This window comes from Rhizobium sp. YS-1r (genome assembly GCF_000757525.1).
Lineage (GTDB): Bacteria > Pseudomonadota > Alphaproteobacteria > Rhizobiales > Rhizobiaceae > Neorhizobium > Neorhizobium petrolearium.
Genome location: NZ_JPYQ01000024.1, coordinates 489,342 through 509,860 on the forward strand (window position 1 = coordinate 489,342; position 20,519 = coordinate 509,860).

A 20,519-nucleotide genomic window follows, 5' to 3' on the forward strand; every position below is an offset into this window, starting at 1 on the left:
CAAGAAGGAACCCAGTCATGTCGACAATTCAAAAAGTGCTTCTTGCAGTCGCATTAGCCGGCAGCATCGCCACGGCCGCGTCTGCGGCTGGAACTCGGGAACCCGCCGGAATCGAAACCTCGAAGCCTCTGAGCAATGCGGAAATCTACAAACTCTACGGCCAGAATTCTTGGATCTGGAAAGCTGGCGCAGGCTATTTTTCAGTAAAGGCGCGCACCTTCACCGCCTGGTCGCGGGAAAATGGGGCAGCGTCCTACGGCATAGGCCGCTGGTTCATCACCGCCCCGGGTAAACTCTGCTTCAACGCCGATTGGCACGCCAAAAACGGAACGGCAGCGGCAATCACCTGCTTCAGCCACCGCAAGAAGGGAGGCCTGATCTATCAGAAGCGTGAGCCCGATGGCCAGTGGTACGTCTTCAAAAATGCGCCGGCACAACCGACCGACGAATTCGCAAAGCTTCGGCATGGCAATTACGTGAGCTCGCGACTGCGGAGCATTGAGGCGATCGTCGGTCAAGGCAAGTGACGGCGAAGCGAGAGGTTGCTCGCAACCCTCGCCATTCCACCGATGTTACGAACTTTCATATCAAGCAGCCCCTCTCATGTGGCAAACGGAGGCTAGGATGATTACCAGTTGCAAAGGGAACCTCATCGAACTGAAACTGATTTCGAACTGCAGAAGAGAGGTCGAAATCGCAATGATGGAAATGCTCGATAATCTGGAGAGACGCGGATGGTCCGCAGCGGAATTGGCACTGACGCTTGCGGATGCCTCCGAGGACCATGTTATGCTGATGGCGAGGAAAGACCCTGCATCGCATTATGCAAAGCGTCTTTAGCTTGTGAAAGCCAGGCGGCGCGAGCAATAACATCGACCGGGAAACGGCCGCGTCGGTAGATTGAAGCGCGATACCAGGTCATTGGCCTACTGCCCTTAATACTCGCTAAGGCGGGGATAATGCGGGCTCATGAGGTTATCGATTTGGGTACCGCAGGATTCCAATGGTTCGACGCTCTGCGAAGCCTTGGCCATAGACATGGCACCCGAAAAGCTGGCCACAATCAAGGTGGCCATTCTTCCGGGGTCAAGGGATTGTGCGAGACCAAGCTCGACATCCTTGCCGATACGCTCGGCAATCGCTTCTCGCCATTTCTGAAACAGCCTGTCGAGTTCCTCTCGGGCTTCAACATCGAGCGTGGAAAGCTCAAGCGCAAGATTGTTCAAAGGGCAGCCGGTTATCACTTCGGCATCCCTTAGTTCCGATCGAACGACGCCGAACATGGCGCGCACCCCGTCAAGTGCGTCAGGCGCTGTGAGAAACGGTTCAATGCACGTGCGATAGACGGCGCGGCCAAGCTGGGTGCGAATGACTTCCAGGAGCAAGTCCCGTTTTGCAGGAAAATGGTGCGCCAGCGCGCCTCCGGATACGCCGGCGATTTGCCTGATGTCCTGCATGCCAGTGGAGGCATAGCCGCGCTGCGTGAAAGCGGCAAACGCATCTTCCGCAATCCGCTCTCTCATTCGAATGGGGTCGTTCCTGCGTTTGGTCATCGCGCCCAGCCAAAAATATCGACACCCTGATCTAGACGCTTGACAATTACAGGTCAATCGTCCTGTTATAAAAACAGGTCAATCAACCTGTTTTGGAGAACCGAATGCCGGAAGGTCCTGTCTTTGAATTACGCCGCTACCGCCTGAAGCGCGGCAGGCGCGATGACCTCATCGAATTGTTTGAACGCGAATTTATCGAAAGCCAGATTGCCACCGGCATGACCCTGCACGGCATGTATCGTGATTGCGACGATCCCGACGCTTTTGTCTGGGTCCGGTCATTCCCTGACATGCCCTCCCGGGCCAGGTCGCTTGCAGAGTTCTACGGCGGCCCCGTATGGAAGGCGTTCGGAGCGACCGCCAATGATACGATGATCAACTCCGACAACGTGCTTCTGCTCCACTCTGCCGGGCAACCGCCGTTCACCGCGGCGCGTTCGGCCGACGGCGGCAAGCCGCTTGTAACGGTGACGACCTATTCTTTGGCGCCTCGGCGCGAAGACGAATTTGTGACGTTTTTCGGCAACTATGTCGCCCCCCTTATGCAGCGAGCTGGTGCACGCAGCGATGCGTGCTTCGTAACCGAACGGAGCGAAAACACCTTCCCCAGATTGCCGGTTCGCGAGGGAGAAACGGTCTGTGTGCAGGTCGACGCTTTTGAATCGGCACATGCCTATGCGGTATTCAAGGCAGATCTGGCCGACAGCACTGAATGGGTCAGCGATGTCCAACCCCGCCTGGACCAGTTCGTCTGGCGGCAACCGGAGACGATGCAGCTCTTGCCCACACGCAGATCCGCTCATGTCTGGTAGTCCGCTTCTGGAGCGGTTGAAGCCGCAACATTCAGCTTATCTGCCGTTTCGCCAGAGCCCTCCTACGGTGGGGCCGGCATGTCGGTCTCGGAGCCTGAGTGACGCGGTTCGCCGGTATCGATTTTGAATTCAGCGTGAGATAACTGTTGTCGCGGCGCTGTGCCTCAAATCAGAAGCTCCCCACGAAGCGCAGGGTGATGCGATCTTCCCGCCCGCCGTCACTGTCGCTGCCATGTGCATATTCAAGCGAGAAGCTTGCAGCGCCGGGGCCTGCTATCTGCCCCAAGGCGGCCCGGAACCCCACTCCGAAAACCGCAGCCCGCACGATCTCCGACTCCAGTGCAGTGGGTTTGTGCAGAACCGCAGACCCGCCGGACGCAAAAACATAGGGTGTGAAGGCTCCCCCGAGAGCGGTCTTGTCGGCAAGGGGAGAGAAGGCCAAGGGAAAAGCCAATTCGGCTCGCGAAACAATGCCGCTGTCGCCCTCAAGCGTGCCGGAATCGTAAGCGGAAAGCCCGTCCGGCCCGCCAAGACCGAGCTGCTCGGAAGCCGCCAGCGCCTGCCCGAAGGACGTCTGCGCGCGACCGTCGATACTCAAAAGCAGCCGGCCATCCATCACCGATTGGCTGTAGCTCCATCGGACATCCATCTTCTGGAAATCAGGTTCTGCGCCGTAACGCGTCATGGGCAGGTCAAACGTCGCCTGGCGCGCGCCCAATGCATCCAGGCCGAAGGATGCGGTAACCGCGCCCCGTAAAGAGGCGCCCCAGGGCGTTTCCGCATCAAGCGACTGGCCAAGGCGCAAAACACGCAAGCGATCCTCGTTAAAAGGAGACTCGCTGGAACCGAGAACGATCGTCTGTCGTTCGTTTGCCACATCCAGTGCCAGACTGCTCGAAAGATTGAGATCGCGCGAGCGGAGCCAGTCATAATTCAACCGCAGCGATAAGCGCTCGTAATGGTCGCTGAGGCGATAGCCCATTTCGGAGTCCGGATTGGTTTTCGTATCCGTCGCCTCGACATTCAGCGACAGCCCGTCGAGCCCCAACGGAAGAATGAAGCCTGCTGACATCTGGCGGTTGCGCGGATCGGCGCCGAAGAGATCATCGTCCGGGTAGCCTCCAATACGGAGGTATATCTGTTCGCCGAGGCCAAACAAGCTGTTGAACTGCGTTCCGATGCCAAAGACATAGCGCCCGAGATCCTCCGATAGACTGTTGTCCAGCGAGAGATCGGTCGTCACCGGATCGTAGCGACCGCCTATGACCAGTAATGTCGAACCCGGCTTCGCTCCCGGCTTGAGTGTTGAGTTCAGCACGACGCCCGGCGTGTCGTCCGCCAGAAGGAGCCGCTTTTCCAGTTCCTGCCTTTTTACGCGCCGCGCACCGACAAGCGGAGCAAGAAGGTTTCGAATGCGCATGCGTGCATTGGAGGGGAGTGCCGAAACGTCGATTGCTTCGACGTAACCGTCTGTAACCACCATCCTCAAGCGTGCGCCATCCCGGATCGTCTGAGGGGGAAGGCTCACACGCACCAGCAAGTAACCAGCTCGTGCATATGCCGCCTCCAGGTCGCGCGCCGCGGCAAAGAGATCCGAACCGGAAACCTTCCGCCCCTTTAGCCTGGCCTCGACCTCTTTGCCGGCGGCGGCCAGTTCGGGAAAGCCGTTCTCAACGTCAATACCGTCCAACGTCACAAAAAGCCGCTCGGCACCCGCGGGCGTGTCGAGGCCGGTTGTGGCGGGCAGGGAAATGCCGCCTGGCTGCCGCGTCTGCGGCGGCGCGTAGGAGGGCTGTGTGATCTGGCTCGCAGTCTGCCCGAAAGCTGGACTGCAGGCCAAGGCCATTGAGAGCACCGCCGCAGCGGAAACGTAAACGATTGGAAACGCCAGAGCCGCCCGGACGGAGAGCCTTTCTGCCCGGCTCTCAGAGCAGATCATTCAGTTCTTCCTCCAGAGTGCTGTTACCGCTGTCTCCGTTTCTGTCACCGCTGATGCCGGATGATTGCACACTCGGCTTGCTCGTCGGCTTCTCCGACTCGTCATAATCCGTGCCGTCCATTATGCCGGAAAGAGCCTGCTGCTGCCGGATGAACTGCTCGACGATTCCCGCAGGACTTTGAATGGTCGGCCCGCTTGTAACCGGGGGGAGTGTGGCAGACCCCTGTTCGACCACGGTCAAGGTTCCCGGCCGGAAAGTCATGGCGTAATTGGCAGAGCCGCTGAGACTGCCTTGCGAGATGTCGTAGCGTCCTGCGGCCGATCCGATACCGGCTGCCGTTGCAAGGCTGCCGGTCAGAACGTCGCCGTTGGCCAGGCCAGGCCCGCCAATGGAGTAGGTGAGCGCCGGATTGGCGCTACCGCCCCTTCTGACGATATCATTGGCCGTGACCGTGATATCTCGCGGCAGTACCGTCAGCACATTGCCCTGATAGCTGATCGCATAATTGTCGCTGTCCAGCGTGCCTTGCGTAATAAGGTAGCTGCCGGCGTCGGACTGTGCCGTCGCCTCCGTCGCGAGCATGCCGCCGAGGCTGTCGCCGTTCACCAGCCCTTGGCCACCGATGCTATAGGCGAGTGCCGGATTCTCGTTGCCATAGATCCGGCTCGCTCCGCTTGCGGTCACCGTGATTGCCCGGGGTGTCACTGTCAGGGTGCCACCCTGATAGGTGACGTTGTAATTGGAGGAAGCGGCGAGGCTGCCCTGGCCGATCGCGTAGGCGCCAACGCCCGAGGTGGCGGTCGCTGCCGCCGAAAGCACACCGGAAAGCACGTCGCCGTTGACGAGCCCTTCGCCGCCAACCGTGTAGTCGAGGACGGGATTGTTGTCGCCATAGGTGCGGCTCGTGTTGCCGGCGATGACGGTGATGGCGCGCGGGATGATCGTTAACGTCCCTCCCTGATAAGTGACGTCGTAATTGGAGGAAGCGGCGAGACTGCCTTTGTCGATCGTGTAGGAACCAACACCCGAGGCGGCACTGGCCGCCGTCGACAGAGCGCCGGAAAGCGTGTCGCCATTGACGAGACCTTTGCCGCCGACCAGATAGCCAAGAGCCGGATTGGCATTGCCATAGGTTCTGCTCGTGTCGCCAGCAACGACCGTGATGGCACGCGGCGTGATCGTCAGCGTGCCGTGCGTGAAGCTGATGTCGTAATTGCCGTTATCGAGCGTGCCCTTGGAAATCGCGTAGCTGCCAACTCCCGACGACCCCATCGCCGTGGTTGAAAGAGCGCCGGAGAGCATGTCTCCGTCCAGCAGCCCGCCGGCGGTATAGGTGAATGCTGGATTCGCGTCGCCGTAGTCGCGCGTCAGATCGTCGGCCGTGACCGTGATCGACCGCGGCACGATGGCGAGTGTTCCGCCCACATACGTAAGTGCGTAGTTTGACGAAGCCGCCAGACTTCCCTGCCCGATGGCGTAGGAGCCGACATTGGACCTTGCCGTAGCGTCGGTTGAGAGTATCCCGCCGAGACTGTCGCCATTCACCAGTCCCTGGCCGCCCACCGAATAGCTGAAAATGGGGTTGTCGTTGCCATAGATGCGGCTCGCGGCATGCGCCGAGACGGTGATAGCCCGCGGCGTCACCGTTAGCGTTCCGTCCTGAAAAGTGACGTCGTAATTCGACGAGGCCGCAAGGCTGCCCTGTCCAATCGCATAGGAGCCGACACCGGAGGAAGTGCTAGCCGCGGTCGAGAGAGCCCCCGAAAGCGTGTCGCCTTCGACGAGACCTGCGCCGCCCACCGTGTAGCCGAGTGCCGGATTGACATCGCCATAGGTCCGGCTCGTATCCCCGGCGATGACGGTGATGGCGCGTGGTGTGATCGTCAGCGTGCCGGAGGCATAGCTGATGTCACTGCCCTGTTGGCTGGAATAAAGGCCGGAAACGGTCAGCTCGTGACTGCCGACATTCCTGCCGGATCCGGCATATGAGGGGGTGCCGAGAAGCTCTGCGCCATCAACCGAAATGCTGTAGCCGGATTGGCCGCCCTGGTCCGTGCCGTCATAGACCTTGCTGGCATCATTGGCCTTAACGGTGACCGGCGTCAGGAAGCTGCGCAGCAGGGGCGAAGTATATCCGTCGTAGATTCGCCAAACGGAACCGGTGCCCCCTGCATCGTCTATATCCCAGCCAACCGTTTCAAAGCTCGCCAGCTGCATCATTTGCGCGTCATCTAGACCCGTCGCTCCGGCGATGGTGCCCTTGCCAAACCCATTGGCGAGGCCCGAGGACGTGGTGTTCCAGAAGCTGCCAACCACGGTTCCGAGATTGTTTCCAACAAGCCCTCCGAGATCGAGCTGCCCGCTCACGGCGCCTGTCGAATAGGAGCCACTGACCGTAGCATCCTGGTTCAGTCCGACCAGCCCACCGATCAGGCTGAATCCCGTAACATCGCCGGTTGCGTAGGAACTGCTGACAGCGCCGCCGGTACCGTTGACCCCGATGAGTCCGCCTGTACCATATCCGCCGTTCACATTGCCCGCTGCATAGGCATTGGAAATCGTCGCCTCACCGCCGCTCGTCGATGCAATATTCAGGCCGACAAGCCCCCCGGTCCCGTATCCCATCTGCCCACCGTCCGCACCGCCGGTATTGGTATCCACGTCCCCGGTCGCAAATACGTTGCTGATGGCACCGCCGTTCTCACCGATCAATCCGCCGACAAACTGGTAGATCACACCTTGAAACCCGGTCACCGTGCCGGTGACGTCGCCGGTGGCATAGGCATCGGTGACCACTCCGCTGTTGAAACCAACCAGGCCGCCGACCTTCTGTATGCCTCGCAGGTCGGTAGTTTGCGGGTAGGAACCGTGAACGTTATCCCCGAAGATGGGCATGAAAAGATCAGGAATGGGATCATTGACGATCTCGCCGCCAAGATCCTGGGTCGCTTGAACGTTTCCCGTCGCGTAGACATCGTGGACCTGGCCGGAATTGGAGCCGATCAGTCCTCCGGCGGCCGCAACCCCTGTGCCGCCGCCCACTCCGACACCGCCGGTCGCATATGCGCTGGAGATCGCCCCCTTGTTGTCGCCAACCAGTCCGCCGACATTGTTTGCTCCGTTGGTCGCGCCTGTGGCATAGGAATTGGTGATTGTCCCGTTGTTTGTGCCGGCAAGTCCGCCAACGGAGATAACACCGCTAACGCTCGATCCTGCATAAGACGAGGTTATCGTCCCGTTGTTTTCGCCGACAAGTCCGCCGATCGACGTTCTTCCGGAAATAGTGATTTCGGCATGACTCTTTTCAATCGTGCCGTCATTGCGTCCAACCAGACCGCCATTGCCATATCCGGTCTGGGTGCTGGAGAGCATTGCTTCAGTGTATGACCCATAAATCGTACCGGTGTTGAGGCCGACAAGCCCTCCCGAATACAGGCTACCACCCGCGAACACGCCGCTGGAGGAAGCGTTCTTGACGATGCCGCTGTTGACGCCCACGAGAGAGCCGACATATTTCGCACCGCTGGCGACGCCCAGGTGGAGATTCACGTCGCGAATGGTGCCGGATGAAACGCCGAACAGACCGGCGGCCTCCCGGTCGGGCTTCATCAAAAAGAGCCATTCGATGCTATTGCCCATTCCGGTAAACGTGCCTGTAAACGGGTCGGCATAATCGCCGATTGGGACCATGCCGGTCTCACCGTTCCACGCCATGGCGGATTCGAGGTCGAGCGTGCCGGCCAAGGCATAATTGCCGCCAAGGTTGCCATTCATCGCCTGCAGCTGTTCGGCGCTGCGGATGATCGTATACGCCTGCCCATTGATCGTCAGACCGGCATTGGCGCCTGAAAGGGTGACCGGCCGGTGGACGAAATAGTCGCTGCCGGCCGACGCGCTGCCGCTCGTGGCGAAGTCGCCATAGTTCAGCACCAGGCCTGCATTGGCGCCGGTGGCGACGATGGGGGAATCGATATGAATGTCGCCATAGGCAGAAAGAGTGAGAATCGAGTCGCTCGACCAGAAAAGATCGCCGGCAACCGCCACGGTAATATCGCCTGCCTGGCTGCCGGGCGACCCAGAGCCACCAGTTGCAATCGTGACATTTGCGGTTGCCAATGCGTTCTGGAGCGTAAGGACGTCTATGACACTGTCATTACCCGTGGGGGTCATGCCGTTGGAATTGCTGGACGACCTAAGGGCAATGGTGACGTTGTAGGGATCGAGAAGCAAATTACCGAAACGGCCGTTTTCAGCGGTCAGGTCCACCGCACCGGTAAAGTCGAGCTTCGCCTTGCCCGAGACCTCCACTTCTCCGCCCGATCCGGGACCGGTGCCCCTTGCCGTAATCAACCCGTCAAAAACAGTCATCTCGTCGGACCAGATGACGACGTCTCCGCCTGTACCGCCTTCGGTCGCATCCGCACGGATTATGCTTTTCCGATCCACCGCAGTGGTTTCAGCTCGCTGCAACAGTCCCTTGCCCTGACGATTGCCACCGACTTCCACCGTGCCGCCTCCCGCCGCGCCGGATGCATCGACTACGGCACCATTCAGCTTCACGGATTTGCCGGTGATCTTCACCTTTCCGCCCTTGCCGCCGCCTTTGGCGGTCGCATTCAGACGGCCGGATACGGAGACGCTCCCCCCTGCTCCACCGCCGATGACGATCTCGCCCTGCCTGCCGCTGATCGTTCTGGCCTCGACCGTTCCGGGAAGGTTGATGGCGTTTCTCGCCGCCTCTCGCGCAGTAGCCGCCGAAATGACGACACGGCCTCCATCGGCGGAGATCCGGCCCCCGTTCTTGACAAGCGCATCCGCACCGCCTGCTTTGGTTGGCACTGCGACCTGCAGAAAGCCGTCGCCGGACAGGTCGAGCGTGGCCTCTTCGCCCGATCCCAGTCCCACCTTGCCCATCGGCACGCTGATCAGCCCGTCATTGCTGACCCGCCCACCTATCAAGGCTGCATATCCGCCCCGGCCGATGGTGATCACGCCGCTGTTCTCGACTGCCGCGGAAGCCCCCTTGCCCGAAAATGTCCTCTTTCCCTTCAGGAACTCCTCGTCGCTGGTATCCAGCGTCGAGGCCACGAAGCCTCCGCCGACCTTGACATTGCCGGTCTTGGTGATCGCGATCCCGTTGGGATTGATCAGATAGACATGGCCGTTGCCGGTGAGCGATCCGGCAATCGTCGATGTGGTCGATCCGGTGACGCGGTTGAGGATTGCCGATGAGCTTCCGGGCTGAACGAAGTTGACGGCATGTCCTTGGCCGACCGAAAAGCTGTTCCAGTTGACGATGGCATTCTGCGAGCCTTGCGTGATCGTCATCGACTTTCCTGCGGAGCCGACCGATACCTGCCCCGCCGCAACACTTGCCCCGGCGGGAAGCGGATCGGCCAGGGCCGGCCGCGCGAGGCCGGCGCCTGCGGCAAGCGCAAGCGCCAATCCGGCCGTCGACAACAGTTGCGCCTTCAAGCCTGCAAAGCCGAATGGAATCATGATCCCTGCCCCGGTGGCCGCCAGCCCATGAACAGTCCACGGAAAAATTCCCCGTGTTGCCTTCGGTGCAAGTGTACAGGGTTCCTCGCCGCAAAAGCGTTCACACCCTTCTACTCTTGCCCGTCGGTCAGTCCGCGGACGACATCAAGTTGAGTTCTTTTTAGCCCCGCGTCTTATAGGAGACAGGCACGCTGGGTGGCAGTCCAAACTTTGCATCGATCCATGACGCGATGCGGCAATGTTAATGACAAGCGATGTCGCGGGTTTGATCTGCCTCAGGGGTGTGCAGAAATTGTCTCGGTCCCGGCCAAATCACGCATTTCTTCCGCAAGCAGCCGATAGTGGGCCATCTGCCCGACAGACCATGTTTCGAACTCGTCGACGAGCGCCGGACTGATTTCGGAAAGTTGGCCGCTGCTGACGGCAAACACACCGTTTTCTCTTGCTTCCGAAAAAAGATTACGGACGTGCTGGCGCGACACCCCGAAACGCCCGGCAAGGTTCTCCGGCGCCAAGCCGCCCTGCCATGGCTCGTCTTCGTGTATTTTGCTGTAATAAGATCCGATCACTGCCGTGAGTATGAGGTAGCCGGCATCGCGCGTGCTGAACTGCACGACATTAGGGAAAGGCCGGAAGACGATATCGAGCTTCTTGAATTCCTCTATGGATCGGGCGATCCATAGAGCAAGGAGATCTGAGTTTCCCACAAGAAGATCGGCGAGCGACCGATCGGCTGGTCTCATGCCTTCCGATATTTTCAGGAAAGACAGCGGTGAGCGCGCCACTTCGAGCAGAAGCTTCGGCGACGGGATGAGATAAATCGAACGACGGTCCGTCGCCTGCCGTTGGGCGGTGACGTGGTTGCTGTCCCGCAAAGCCGCAATCAGGTCGGCGACATGCCGGGGGCTGGCGGAAACGGTTTCCTGTAACGCCTTCAAGGTTGGTGGCTTTCCCTCGCCCCGTTTCCAGCTCATATAATTGCTGATCAGATTAAAGCAGGTCATATAGCGGAACTGCTGAGCGAAGATCTTATTCGAAGACTTTCGTAGTGACGGCTCCTGGTTCATCGTCGCGCAATATTGCAGAATATGTCGCCCCAGATGCTCATGCTGCAAGAATTCCGTCCCAAGCCGCCAGACATGCCGCTGCTCGTATTGCCGGACGGTGTGATAAGGCTCTTTGCGTGCCAGGGGGGCGGGCGATGAATTTGTCGTCAAGTGCTTCTGCAGACAGTGATTCTGATCAGGAATTGATATTCATCATCTCATTCATAAGAGATTTTCTCAATGGATGCGGCATCGAATGGAAGCCCTGCCTATGGACGGGCGGTCTTGAGACTAGCTTCCTGCAAAAGCTGGATCGTTGCCACCGTCCCCCATTCCCTCGGATTTGCATATTGGAGCAGCCGGCAGGCGCAGTCCGGACAAAGCTCATATTTGTCGTGGGCAAGTTGGGCCCCTGAGGCCGACGTGACGCTGATAGTGGTCCATCGGAATTCATCGATCTTGCGAAGTCGCCTCTTTTCGCCACACCCGTCACAGCGCCAAAACAATTGCTTCTCCAAATTCCAGGACGAACGAAGCTAATTAAGGCGGAGCTAATGCAGCAAAAAAGCAATTCAAGAGGCGTCAGAATCGCCTGGAAAACGTCAACAAAAGATCGCAGCCTCTTTCGAAGAGGCAGCATTTCTCAACATCGGTATGCGATGGAGGAGATTTCCATTGGCCAGATCATCGAGATAACCCGACCTCGGACCTGGGCCATTTACGAGGATCCGCCATATTGACGAGACGATTTTGACAGTCCGGACAAAGCTCGAAGGTCTCGCTCAGGCGTGGGGGACCTCGCCTGGACGAAATCTCCACGTGCAACATTCTCCACTGATCGATCTTTCTTAATTCGAACTCAACATCACATCCAGCGCATATCCATGTTAATTTTGCCATACCCCTCCTCCTTCTTTGTTTTTTTTTGGGTATTTTTTACGAAAGCAGGCATCACGCGATGCATATTTCCATTGGCATTCGCGACTTCGACCGGAGAGTGAATACGCTCCCGCAACTGGCAAGAATAACTTTACCAGAGAAATCCAGAGGCTGGCAAATCATATTGTATGTTAATATTAATACCTAAGAATATTTTGATATATACATTGATAGCAAACATCCACAAAGCATAAACCGCTATCACCGAGTATTTCGAATCGTGGGTGAAGTGCTGTTTTGGTGGGCTGGTTCAATAATGAAAAGTCGCCGCTGTCCCTGCCGCATCGGCCAATGCGTGCTCAGCTATACTTGCATGATCCGCCGCCTGCGATCCGGTTCAGCGCAGCTGACTTGGCGTCTTGCCCCTATATGTCTTCATCATGTTGGTAAGATGGCTTTGGCTGGAGAATCCACTCAGGAACGCCACTTCGGAGATGGGAAAAGCAGTTTGCGTAAGAAGGCCCTCAGCAAATTCCAAGCGTCGTTCAATAAGATAGCGATGTGGAGTGGTCCCGAACGTTTTCACGAAAGCGTGAGCGAAATGCCCCGGAGAAAGCCCGCAGATGTTGGCAAGCTCGGCAATCGTCAATTTTCGTCTGAAATGCACATCCAGATACTCCCGCACCCGACTGGCCGCGATGGTGGAGAGCCCCGCTCTCACCGGACGTTGTAGCTTTGCGATGCAATAGTTGCGAAGAATATGAACGCCGAAGGCGGTGATCAGGGAGTCGAGATAGAACTCGTTGGCGTAATCGGGATGCTTGAGTTCCGCTTTCATCAATTTCGCGAAATGCAGAGCAGTATGATCAACGGCCTGGTTCGCCAGCCTGATCTCGAAGTCCACGCGATCCAGCGCATGTCCCGCGAGATCGAGCATGCTTTCTTGCGAAATCGCTACGACAATGTTTTCCCGCCGCGAATTCCAGCTCGTCCTGCTAACCACCCCGGCGGGGATCACGACGGTCTGGCCCGCCGTCGCGTCAAAATTCTGCACCCGATCAGCCCCGAACGTCACGCTGATACCCGCGCAGGGAGCCAGCATGACGACGAAAACGTGACCTTCGGATACGAATTCCTGCGATCCTGGAGACCGCACAGAGTGCATCGCACCGCCTCGAAAAGTCATTTTCCGTGGCCCCGCGTCCTCGGGCAAAGATCCGAACAGGCGCGCGTCTGCAATTTTTTTCAGCATTTAATTCGATAACCCGCCACCCCGCGAACGCGCATCCCACCACACAGGGCGTCAGTAGAAAAGGATGCAGTTCGTCGACGATTACAATTTAGACGACATGGTTTCTTGTACTCATAGTTGTGTATCGATGTGGCACTGGCGCATCAGAACGACCAATGAACGCAGAAGTGGAATCAGCCGATGTATGGACCGTGTCGCGTTCAATAGTGCGAATGATGAGGCACCAGCATGACCGCTGCCTGAGGATCACAGATCAACCAGGCAGGCTTCGCCCGGACGTCTCTGAGGAGACCGTTGGAGCCGTCGCTGCGACGGACATGTTCCGCAGATCAGAACTTTCCCACGACGTTTAGGAAGACGCCCTCATCGTCAAAGGTAAGATCACGCAGATCGTCGGAGAACCTGCCGAAGTTGTAGCCTACGCCGACCTTGAAGTTGTCTCCCACATGGCGGTAGACCGCTGCGAGCGCCCCAAAGTCGGTCGTCTCAGCTTCGGGCATATGCATGACGCGGCCTTCAACCAACAAATCCCAGCTCTTGATGACGTGAAGATCGGCCCGGACGATGCCAAGATGGGCGGTCGATTTTTGCCACTCCTCCTCAAAACCGGAACCTGAGCCGTTGCTGGTCCGGTAGCGGACCTCGCTCAGGCGAAACCCGTATTTGCCTCCGATGGTAAGCCAGGGCGTCAGGTCGTAATTGACGTCCGCCGAGAGGATATGACTGCGCTGCGCCGGAGCGAACTGGTCGCCCGTGGCGCCGCTGATCAGCTGGTTGTTGCCCGGCAGGTCATAGAGCCAGGTGTATTTGAAAAGGGCGTTGAGACGTTCATTGTCCACCGGCCGATAGGCATATCCGATCGATGCTTCCACGTAGTCGGTATCTGCAAACGACGCATCGGATGACTGGCTGTCGGAAAGAACGGCATCCAGATGGGTGACCAGCCGCCAGTCGGGATTGGTCTTCCAGCCAAGCCCTGCCGCGAAGAGATAGGTATTCTGGTCGCGGGTACCATTGTCGGAACGTTCGATGCGCACTTCCCCTCGCACACGAGCGTTGATGCCCCTCTCCTCGTCCTTGTAGCCGACGGAGAGCGACGGCGCGTACCGCTCGAAGTCTTCATATTGTAGATCGGTATCGGCATTGACCGTCTCGTCGCGCACCTGGCCGATTTCCAGCCCACCGTCCAGGGTCCACATGGCATCCGGTGTGTACATGACGCCATAGGTCTGGGTGAGCGAGTTGCGATTGCCGAACATATCGTAAGTGCTCTCGCTGTAGGCAGAGAGCAGATCATTCATCTTGCGGCGCATGCCGAGAACAACGGTCCCCTTGTCGTCGCCGAACAGGTCATGGGTATTGTGGAGATCGAACGCGCGGTCGGGATCGAGCTTATAGCCTAGGTAGTAGTGACTGTCGGCATTCGGATCATAGGTAAGGCCGGCAAGACCGCCCAGGCCGTTCGTGCCATAAGAGACCTCACCTTCCGCCCCGATCGTGTCGGTAAGCTGAACCTTGGCACCCACGCCGGCCCTGTCGTTGCGGTCGATGTCACCGGAGCGATCAAGGGTCCCTTGTGCGAAGGCATAAATCAGCCGGTCGTCATCTATCCGGTAATCCAGACGCATCCCCGCATCCAGACGTGAACCGTCATAGCCGGATTTGCCGGATGCTATGGCCAAGGGAGACATCAATTCAGTGTAGTCGAGGCCGAGCGACAGCTTCCAATGTTCGTCGAATTTATAGCTGACACTCCCGGTACCGTCGCGGCGCACCTGACCGCGATCGTCGGTCAGATCGTCATAGGTGAACTTGACACCGGTTTTCGGGGTAAGATCGAGATCGGCATGCGCTCCCCAGATACGCTGATCGACGGTCACATCGTCAAAGAGGGTTGAGAAACCGGCCTCTTTCTTCTCGTAATACCCGCCGATCTTGCCTTTAATGCTTGTCCCAAGCTCCTCGAGATCGACCTGACCTTCCACGCGATAGGCCGATCCTTCATCGTCGTTTGGATCGCCATAATAGCTTGTTTCGTCGTTGCCCCAGGTCAGACCGCCATCGCTCGAGTGCGACAGGTCGAAGCCCCGCCCTTTTGAATGGGCGACCTCGGCCTTCAGAAAGGTATTGTCGGAGTGCCGGAGAGTGACATCGGCGCCATAGGCTTTCTGATCCGCCAGTTCGGTACTGTCGTTCATGCCGGTCACGCCGAGACGTATCTTGTCGTTTATCCAGTGCTGCGCACGGCCACCATAGACATAGCCGTCGACGTCGCTCACGATGGGTTCGAACTCGTACTGCACGGCCAGATAAAGCTTGCCGCCGCCAAGCGCTCCATTGCGGACCGGTTCGGAAGTCCCGGTCATGGAGGACATCGGCCGACGCAGGATGATGACGCCTTGCATGTAATCGAACGAGTAATCCTCGCCATAGGTAAGCACGCGCCGTTCGAGGACCCGGCCGGTCACCGCATCACGGGTCTCTACGGTTACCGTCTCGGAACCTTCGACAATGTCCTGGCGCTTCAGGAAATAGGCAGAGCCGCCAGTGCCCAGGAACTCCTCGCGCTGCGGCAGCGTGTCAGGTTGGGCGGCATAGGCGGTAATCTCCGTCCGACGCTCGCCGAAGGACGTCGTCTCTTCCGATCGGTGGACGGCGGAGGCCCCATAAAGCGCACGGTCGGAAGGAAGGAACTCGGTGCCGGTAATCTGGGTCTTGTAGTTGCCCCACATCACGTGGCTGTCTCCGCGCTCCAGCCGAACATAGAACTTGCCCTTGGTGGGTGCGTCTTCCGTGAAGGTGGAATCGTCGCCATAGACGGGGTAATAGTCATCGGGATCAAGCCGGCGCAGGATCTGCCTTGGATCCTGGCTGCCGAGATTGCGGAAGAGCTTTTCAAGGTCGTCCTCCCCCGTGTCGGCGGCGGCCGTAAGCAGGTATTTCCCCTTGACCTTGCCCTTGAGATAGAAAGCCAATCTTCCCTTCGAATAAACCTCGTCATATTCACCGGGGCGGACTTCCTCGATATGAGCATCGCCCGTGCGCTTTCCGATCGTGAGATCGGCGAGTGCCACGTAGAACCAATCGTTGTCAGGGATGTTGACATCACGGCTGAAGGACAGCCCACCGGTTTTTGACACGCCTTTGATGGCGACATCAACGGCGTGGTCCCCGGGCGGCAAGATCCGCTGGACCACAAAGGCCTGTTTCGGATCGACGGGGATCTCCTCGCCCAGCACGCGTACCGCATGTCCGGCCGGGACTTGCTTCCCATAGACCGTCACCGCCCCTCCCACAACGGGAATGTTGCGGAAGGCCGTCCGGTCTTCGCCTGTCCCCGGTGCCGTGGCCTTGTCCTGCTTCCGATCGGGAGCAAACCCGCGATCGGTTCTGGCGATGGTCAGCGGTACCGTCTCGTCGTAACGCCCTTTGGCATCGTAGACGCGCAGCACATACGCAAAATCGGCCTCCTTCGCCTCGGGCATGATCCAGGCTGCCTCACCGTTGACCGCAACGGGAATCGTGGCGATTGGCCGATCTTTATCGCGCCCCTTCGTTTCAAAGATGCGGACTTCCGCCCGTTCGATGAAGGCCGGATAGTTGGAGGTTGCAAGAAAGCGGACCTCCTCTCCGGCCCGATATGTCCTTTTCACGGGCACGGTCGAGACATTGAGCAGAGGATCGGTATCGAGCCCATCGAACTTAACCTGAATATCGACCGCGGACAAATCGAGATCCGTCTGCCGCTGCCGGTCCACCGGACGATCGCTCGGCTTTGCTTCGCCAGACGTCAAGCGGCTGGTTTTGGCGGCCGGCCGATCGGTTGCCTCCGGCTCGGCGCTCTTGTCCACTGTTTCCCCATCGACCTCGATCATGAAGGGAATGGCGGGAGCATCCGCAGGTGTTTCGGCTTCCGTATTTTCGCCGATCGCCAGACGGTGCACCGAACTGTCCGCAGAAATTCTGCCGCCCTTTTCGGCCTTCTCCTGCGCTGCCGCCGGCGGCGACATGGCAAGCAGGCCTGCCATCGCGGTGCAGCGGAGGAGGCCGAGCCGGCGGTTCAGGAGCAGCCGGGAAAGATCGATGTTCGTGACAAGAAGCCTCATTGTCCCGCCTCCACGCGCGTCTCGATGTTGAGCGGATAGGCCCGCTTCCGCTGCCGCCATCGGTCGGCAACCAGCTCCTTGATGTGGCGCACGCGCGCCTCGGCGAGTTCGGGCTCAGTGGCCGCATCGATGTAGGAGAGACGGAGCACCGACTGCTCTTGAGCCAGGACGGTTATCAGTTGGTCGATGCCATCCGCCCAGCGCTTGTCGAGTTCGGCCTTTCCTGACACGAAGGCTTCGCCCTTGAGGTCGAGCCGGACCACGCGGCCGATCGAAGCCCCAAAGTTGAGCTCGGTCATCTTGCCGGCCGTCAGGCGTACGACACGCGGGTTTTCCGTCGTCAGGCGGTAGCCGGTCGGCAGGGTTCTGGGATCGAGCTTCATGATGAAGTTCGACCCTATGCGTGTCTCGGGAAGATCCGCGCAGGCGACATGGAAGCGGCCATACTGGTCGGTGGTGATCAACCAGCCCTTGACCGTCGCGATCCTTACGCCGGGGAGTCCCGGCTCGCCCTCGTCCTGATAGCCGTTGCGGTTGGTATCATCGAACACCTTGCCGATGATGTCGCCGCAGTCGAAGACCGGTTCGACGATGATCTCGACGACCGCGCGGGCTTCATTGCCGACCTGACCGCCGCTGGGATCCACGACATGGGCAAGGTTCACATGCTCGCCCGGCCCGGCCGTGCTCAGCGCCAACAGCCTGATCTGAATCTCGACCGTGGATTTGCTGCCGACGGACACGTCGCGGAAGCGGATTTGTCGGCCGACCACTTCAGGCGTCACCTTGGTGCCGTCGACGGTCGCCGAGCCTTCCACATAGCGGAAGCCTGCCGGCATCGTGTCGATGACCGTCAGAGCATCCACCCGCGCGCCCGAGTTGTTGGTGACGCGGATGGTGAAGGGTGCCTTTTCACCACGACGGATGAACCTGAGGTTGGCAACCTTCGTAACGGAAATGTCACCTGGAACGGCCGCGGGCGGTGTGACAACGGACGTGGAATTGTCCGAACTGACTTCGCCGTCGGGGGTGCGACCGCTTGCTGTGGCGGAGTTGGCGATGCCATCCGGGATGCCCGCCGCGTTTTCGACATCTCCCTGCGTCAGCGTGTAGACTGCAGTGAAGTCCTGACTTTCGCCGGGAGCCAATGTGACAGGTTCCGGTGTGAACCTGGACAGGGAAGCTCCGGCTGGTCGGCCATTGAAGGTAGGCCCTGCATCTACCGGCCAGACATTGGTGATCGTCTGCCCGCCGTCGTTGGTGACCGTGAAGGTATAGGTCACCGTATCACCAGCGTTCGTATAGCTGTTTCGATCAGTATCGGTGAAGCGGCCGGTCTTCTGCAGTTTCAGGCTGGCAGGCTGAGGCGGCACGACAACGGTGTCGGGCGGGCTCTCCGTCGGCGGGCCGGATGGCGGCGTGCCGGTGCCGGTCGCGGTGTTCTCAACACGGCCCGCGTCGATATCGGCCTGGGTCGGCGTATAGGTCGCCGTAAACGTCGCGCTGCCGCCGGGCGCCAGCGTCTGGGGTCCCGGCGTGACCGATATGCCGGCATTGGCAAGCAGCGGATCGTTGACCGTGACGTTGGTCAGCGTCACGACACCGGTATTGCGGACCAGGAACGAGTAGCTGATCGTCTCGCCGGCATCGAGAAGACCGTCGCCATCGGCATCGTTGAGAGTGCCTGTCTTCTCGATCGTCAGTCCCTGCGTCTGCTCCGGAGGCACGACAACGGTATCCGGCGGGCTTTCGATCGGCGGCCCGGACGGAGGCGTGCCCGTGCCGGTCGCGGTGTTTTCAACACGACCCGCGTCGATGTCGGCCTGGGTCGGCGTATAGGTCGCCGTGAAGGTCGCCGTTCCGCCGGGCGCCAGCGTCTGGGGTCCCGGCGTGACCGATATGCCGGCATTGGCGAGCAGCGGATCGTTGACCGTAACATTGGTCATCGTCACCGCCCCGGTATTGCGCACCAAGAACGAGTAGCTGATCGTTTCCCCGGCATCGAGAAGGCCGTCGCCATCGGCATCGTTCAGCGTGCCGGTCTTTTCGATCACGAGATCCGATGCCGGATCGGGCGGCACAACGACGGTGTCGGGCGGGCTGTCGATCGGCGGCCCGGAAGGCGGCGTTCCGGTACCGGTCGCGGTGTTCTCGACACGGCCCGCGTCGATGTCGGCCTGGGTCGGCGTATAGGTCGCCGTGAAGGTCGCCGTCCCGCCAGGCGCCAGCGTCTGGGGTCCCGGCGTGACCGATATGCCGGCATCGGTGAGCAGCGGATCGTCGACCGTGACATTCGTCATCGTCACGGCACCGCTGTTGGTGACGAGGAAGGAGTAGCTGATCGTCTCTCCGAGATCGATGAACCCGTCGCCATCGACATCATTGAGCGTGCCGGTCTTTTCGATCGTCAGTGCGGGCGTCTGGTCCGGAGGGACCACGACGGTATCCGGTGGGCTCTCCGTCGGCGGGCCGGATGGCGGCGTGCCGGTACCGGTCGCCGTGTTCTCGACCTGGCCCGCATCGATCTCCGCCTGGGTCGGCGTATAGGTGGCAGTAAACGTCACCGTTCCACCAGGCGCCACCGTCTGCGGGCCAGGTGACACCGAGATCCCGGCATTGGCGAGCAGCGGATCGTTGACCGTGACATTCGTCATCGTCACGGCACCCGTATTGGTGACGAGGAACGAGTAGCTGATCGTTTCTCCGGCATCGAGAAGACCGTCACCGTCGGCATCGTTCAGCGTGCCGGTTTTTTCGATCGTCAGTCCGGACGTCTGGTCCGGCGGCACGACAACGGTGTCAGGCGGACTGTCGATCGGTGGCCCGGACGGCGGCGTGCCGGTGCCGGTCGCGGTGTTCTCCACGCGGCCCGCGTCGATATCGGCCTGCGTCGGCGTATAGGTCGCCGTGAAGGTGACACTCCCCCGCGGAGCCAGCGTCTGCGGTCCCGGCGTGACCGAAATCCCGGCATTGGTTAGCAGCGGGTCATCGATGGTGACATTGGTGAGCGTCACGGTGCCGGTATTGCGGGCGAGGAAGGAGTAGCTGATCGTCTCGCCGAGATCGATGAGCCCGTCGCCATCGGCATCATTGAGTCTGCCGGTCTTTTCGATCGTCAATCCGGGCGTCTGGTCCGGAGGCACGACAACGGTGTCAGGCGGGCTCTCCGTCGGCGGGCCGGACGGCGGCGTGCCGGTACCGGTCGCCGTGTTCTCGACCTGGCCCGCGTCGATGTCGGCCTGGGTCGGTGTATAGGTCGCGGTAAAGGTCGCCGTTCCGCCGGGCGCCAGCGTCTGCGGACCTGGGGACACGGAAACGCCGGCATTGGTCAGCAGCGGATCATCCACCGTCACGCCTGTCATCGTCACGGTGCCGGTGTTGCGGACCAGGAACGAGTAGCTGATCGTCTCGCCGAGATCGATGAGGCCGTCG

9 protein-coding genes are annotated in these 20,519 nt (G+C 59.7%); 2 read left to right on the forward strand and 7 right to left on the reverse strand.

Going from position 1 to position 20,519, the window contains the following annotated elements:
• Positions 1 to 17 precede the first annotated feature (17 nt).
• On the forward strand, positions 18 to 527 hold the full coding sequence (locus tag JL39_RS18245) for a DUF995 domain-containing protein (RefSeq protein ID WP_037153469.1): 510 nt from the start codon (positions 18 to 20) through the stop codon (positions 525 to 527).
• Positions 528 to 935: 408 nt separating this feature from the next.
• Here the strand turns inward: JL39_RS18245 and JL39_RS18255 are convergent, their stop codons facing one another.
• Positions 936 to 1,553, reverse strand: a complete 618-nt coding sequence (locus JL39_RS18255) for a TetR/AcrR family transcriptional regulator (RefSeq protein WP_037153475.1) — start codon at positions 1,551 to 1,553, stop codon at positions 936 to 938.
• A 104-nt stretch (positions 1,554 to 1,657) separates the two neighbouring features.
• Between JL39_RS18255 and JL39_RS18260 the strand changes: the two genes are divergently transcribed.
• Complete coding sequence (locus tag JL39_RS18260) at positions 1,658 to 2,365, forward strand: NIPSNAP family protein (protein WP_037153479.1); 708 nt, start codon at positions 1,658 to 1,660, stop codon at positions 2,363 to 2,365.
• Positions 2,366 to 2,534: 169 nt separating this feature from the next.
• On the opposite strand, the gene JL39_RS18265 is transcribed toward JL39_RS18260, so the two are convergent.
• From JL39_RS18265 to JL39_RS18290, 6 genes are all read right to left on the reverse strand, one after another.
• Complete coding sequence (locus JL39_RS18265) at positions 2,535 to 4,304, reverse strand: ShlB/FhaC/HecB family hemolysin secretion/activation protein (protein ID WP_200883972.1); 1,770 nt, start codon at positions 4,302 to 4,304, stop codon at positions 2,535 to 2,537.
• Positions 4,291 to 9,804, reverse strand: coding sequence for an MBG domain-containing protein (locus JL39_RS18270; protein ID WP_052182959.1), 5,514 nt, complete (start codon positions 9,802 to 9,804; stop codon positions 4,291 to 4,293). The genes JL39_RS18265 and JL39_RS18270 overlap by 14 nt, the downstream gene beginning before the upstream one ends.
• A gap of 275 nt (positions 9,805 to 10,079) precedes the next feature.
• On the reverse strand, positions 10,080 to 11,021 hold the full coding sequence (locus tag JL39_RS30565; protein WP_152601163.1) for a MarR family transcriptional regulator: 942 nt from the start codon (positions 11,019 to 11,021) through the stop codon (positions 10,080 to 10,082).
• A gap of 1,105 nt (positions 11,022 to 12,126) precedes the next feature.
• Positions 12,127 to 12,981, reverse strand: a complete 855-nt coding sequence (locus tag JL39_RS18280) for an AraC family transcriptional regulator (protein WP_037153482.1) — start codon at positions 12,979 to 12,981, stop codon at positions 12,127 to 12,129.
• A gap of 329 nt (positions 12,982 to 13,310) precedes the next feature.
• Positions 13,311 to 17,087 (reverse strand): hypothetical protein, encoded by a 3,777-nt coding sequence (locus JL39_RS18285; protein ID WP_037153485.1) that lies wholly within the window; start codon positions 17,085 to 17,087, stop codon positions 13,311 to 13,313.
• On the reverse strand, positions 17,084 to 20,519 hold a 3,436-nt coding region (locus JL39_RS18290; protein WP_081952889.1), incomplete at its 5' end, for a choice-of-anchor D domain-containing protein. The genes JL39_RS18290 and JL39_RS18285, both read right to left, overlap by 4 nt.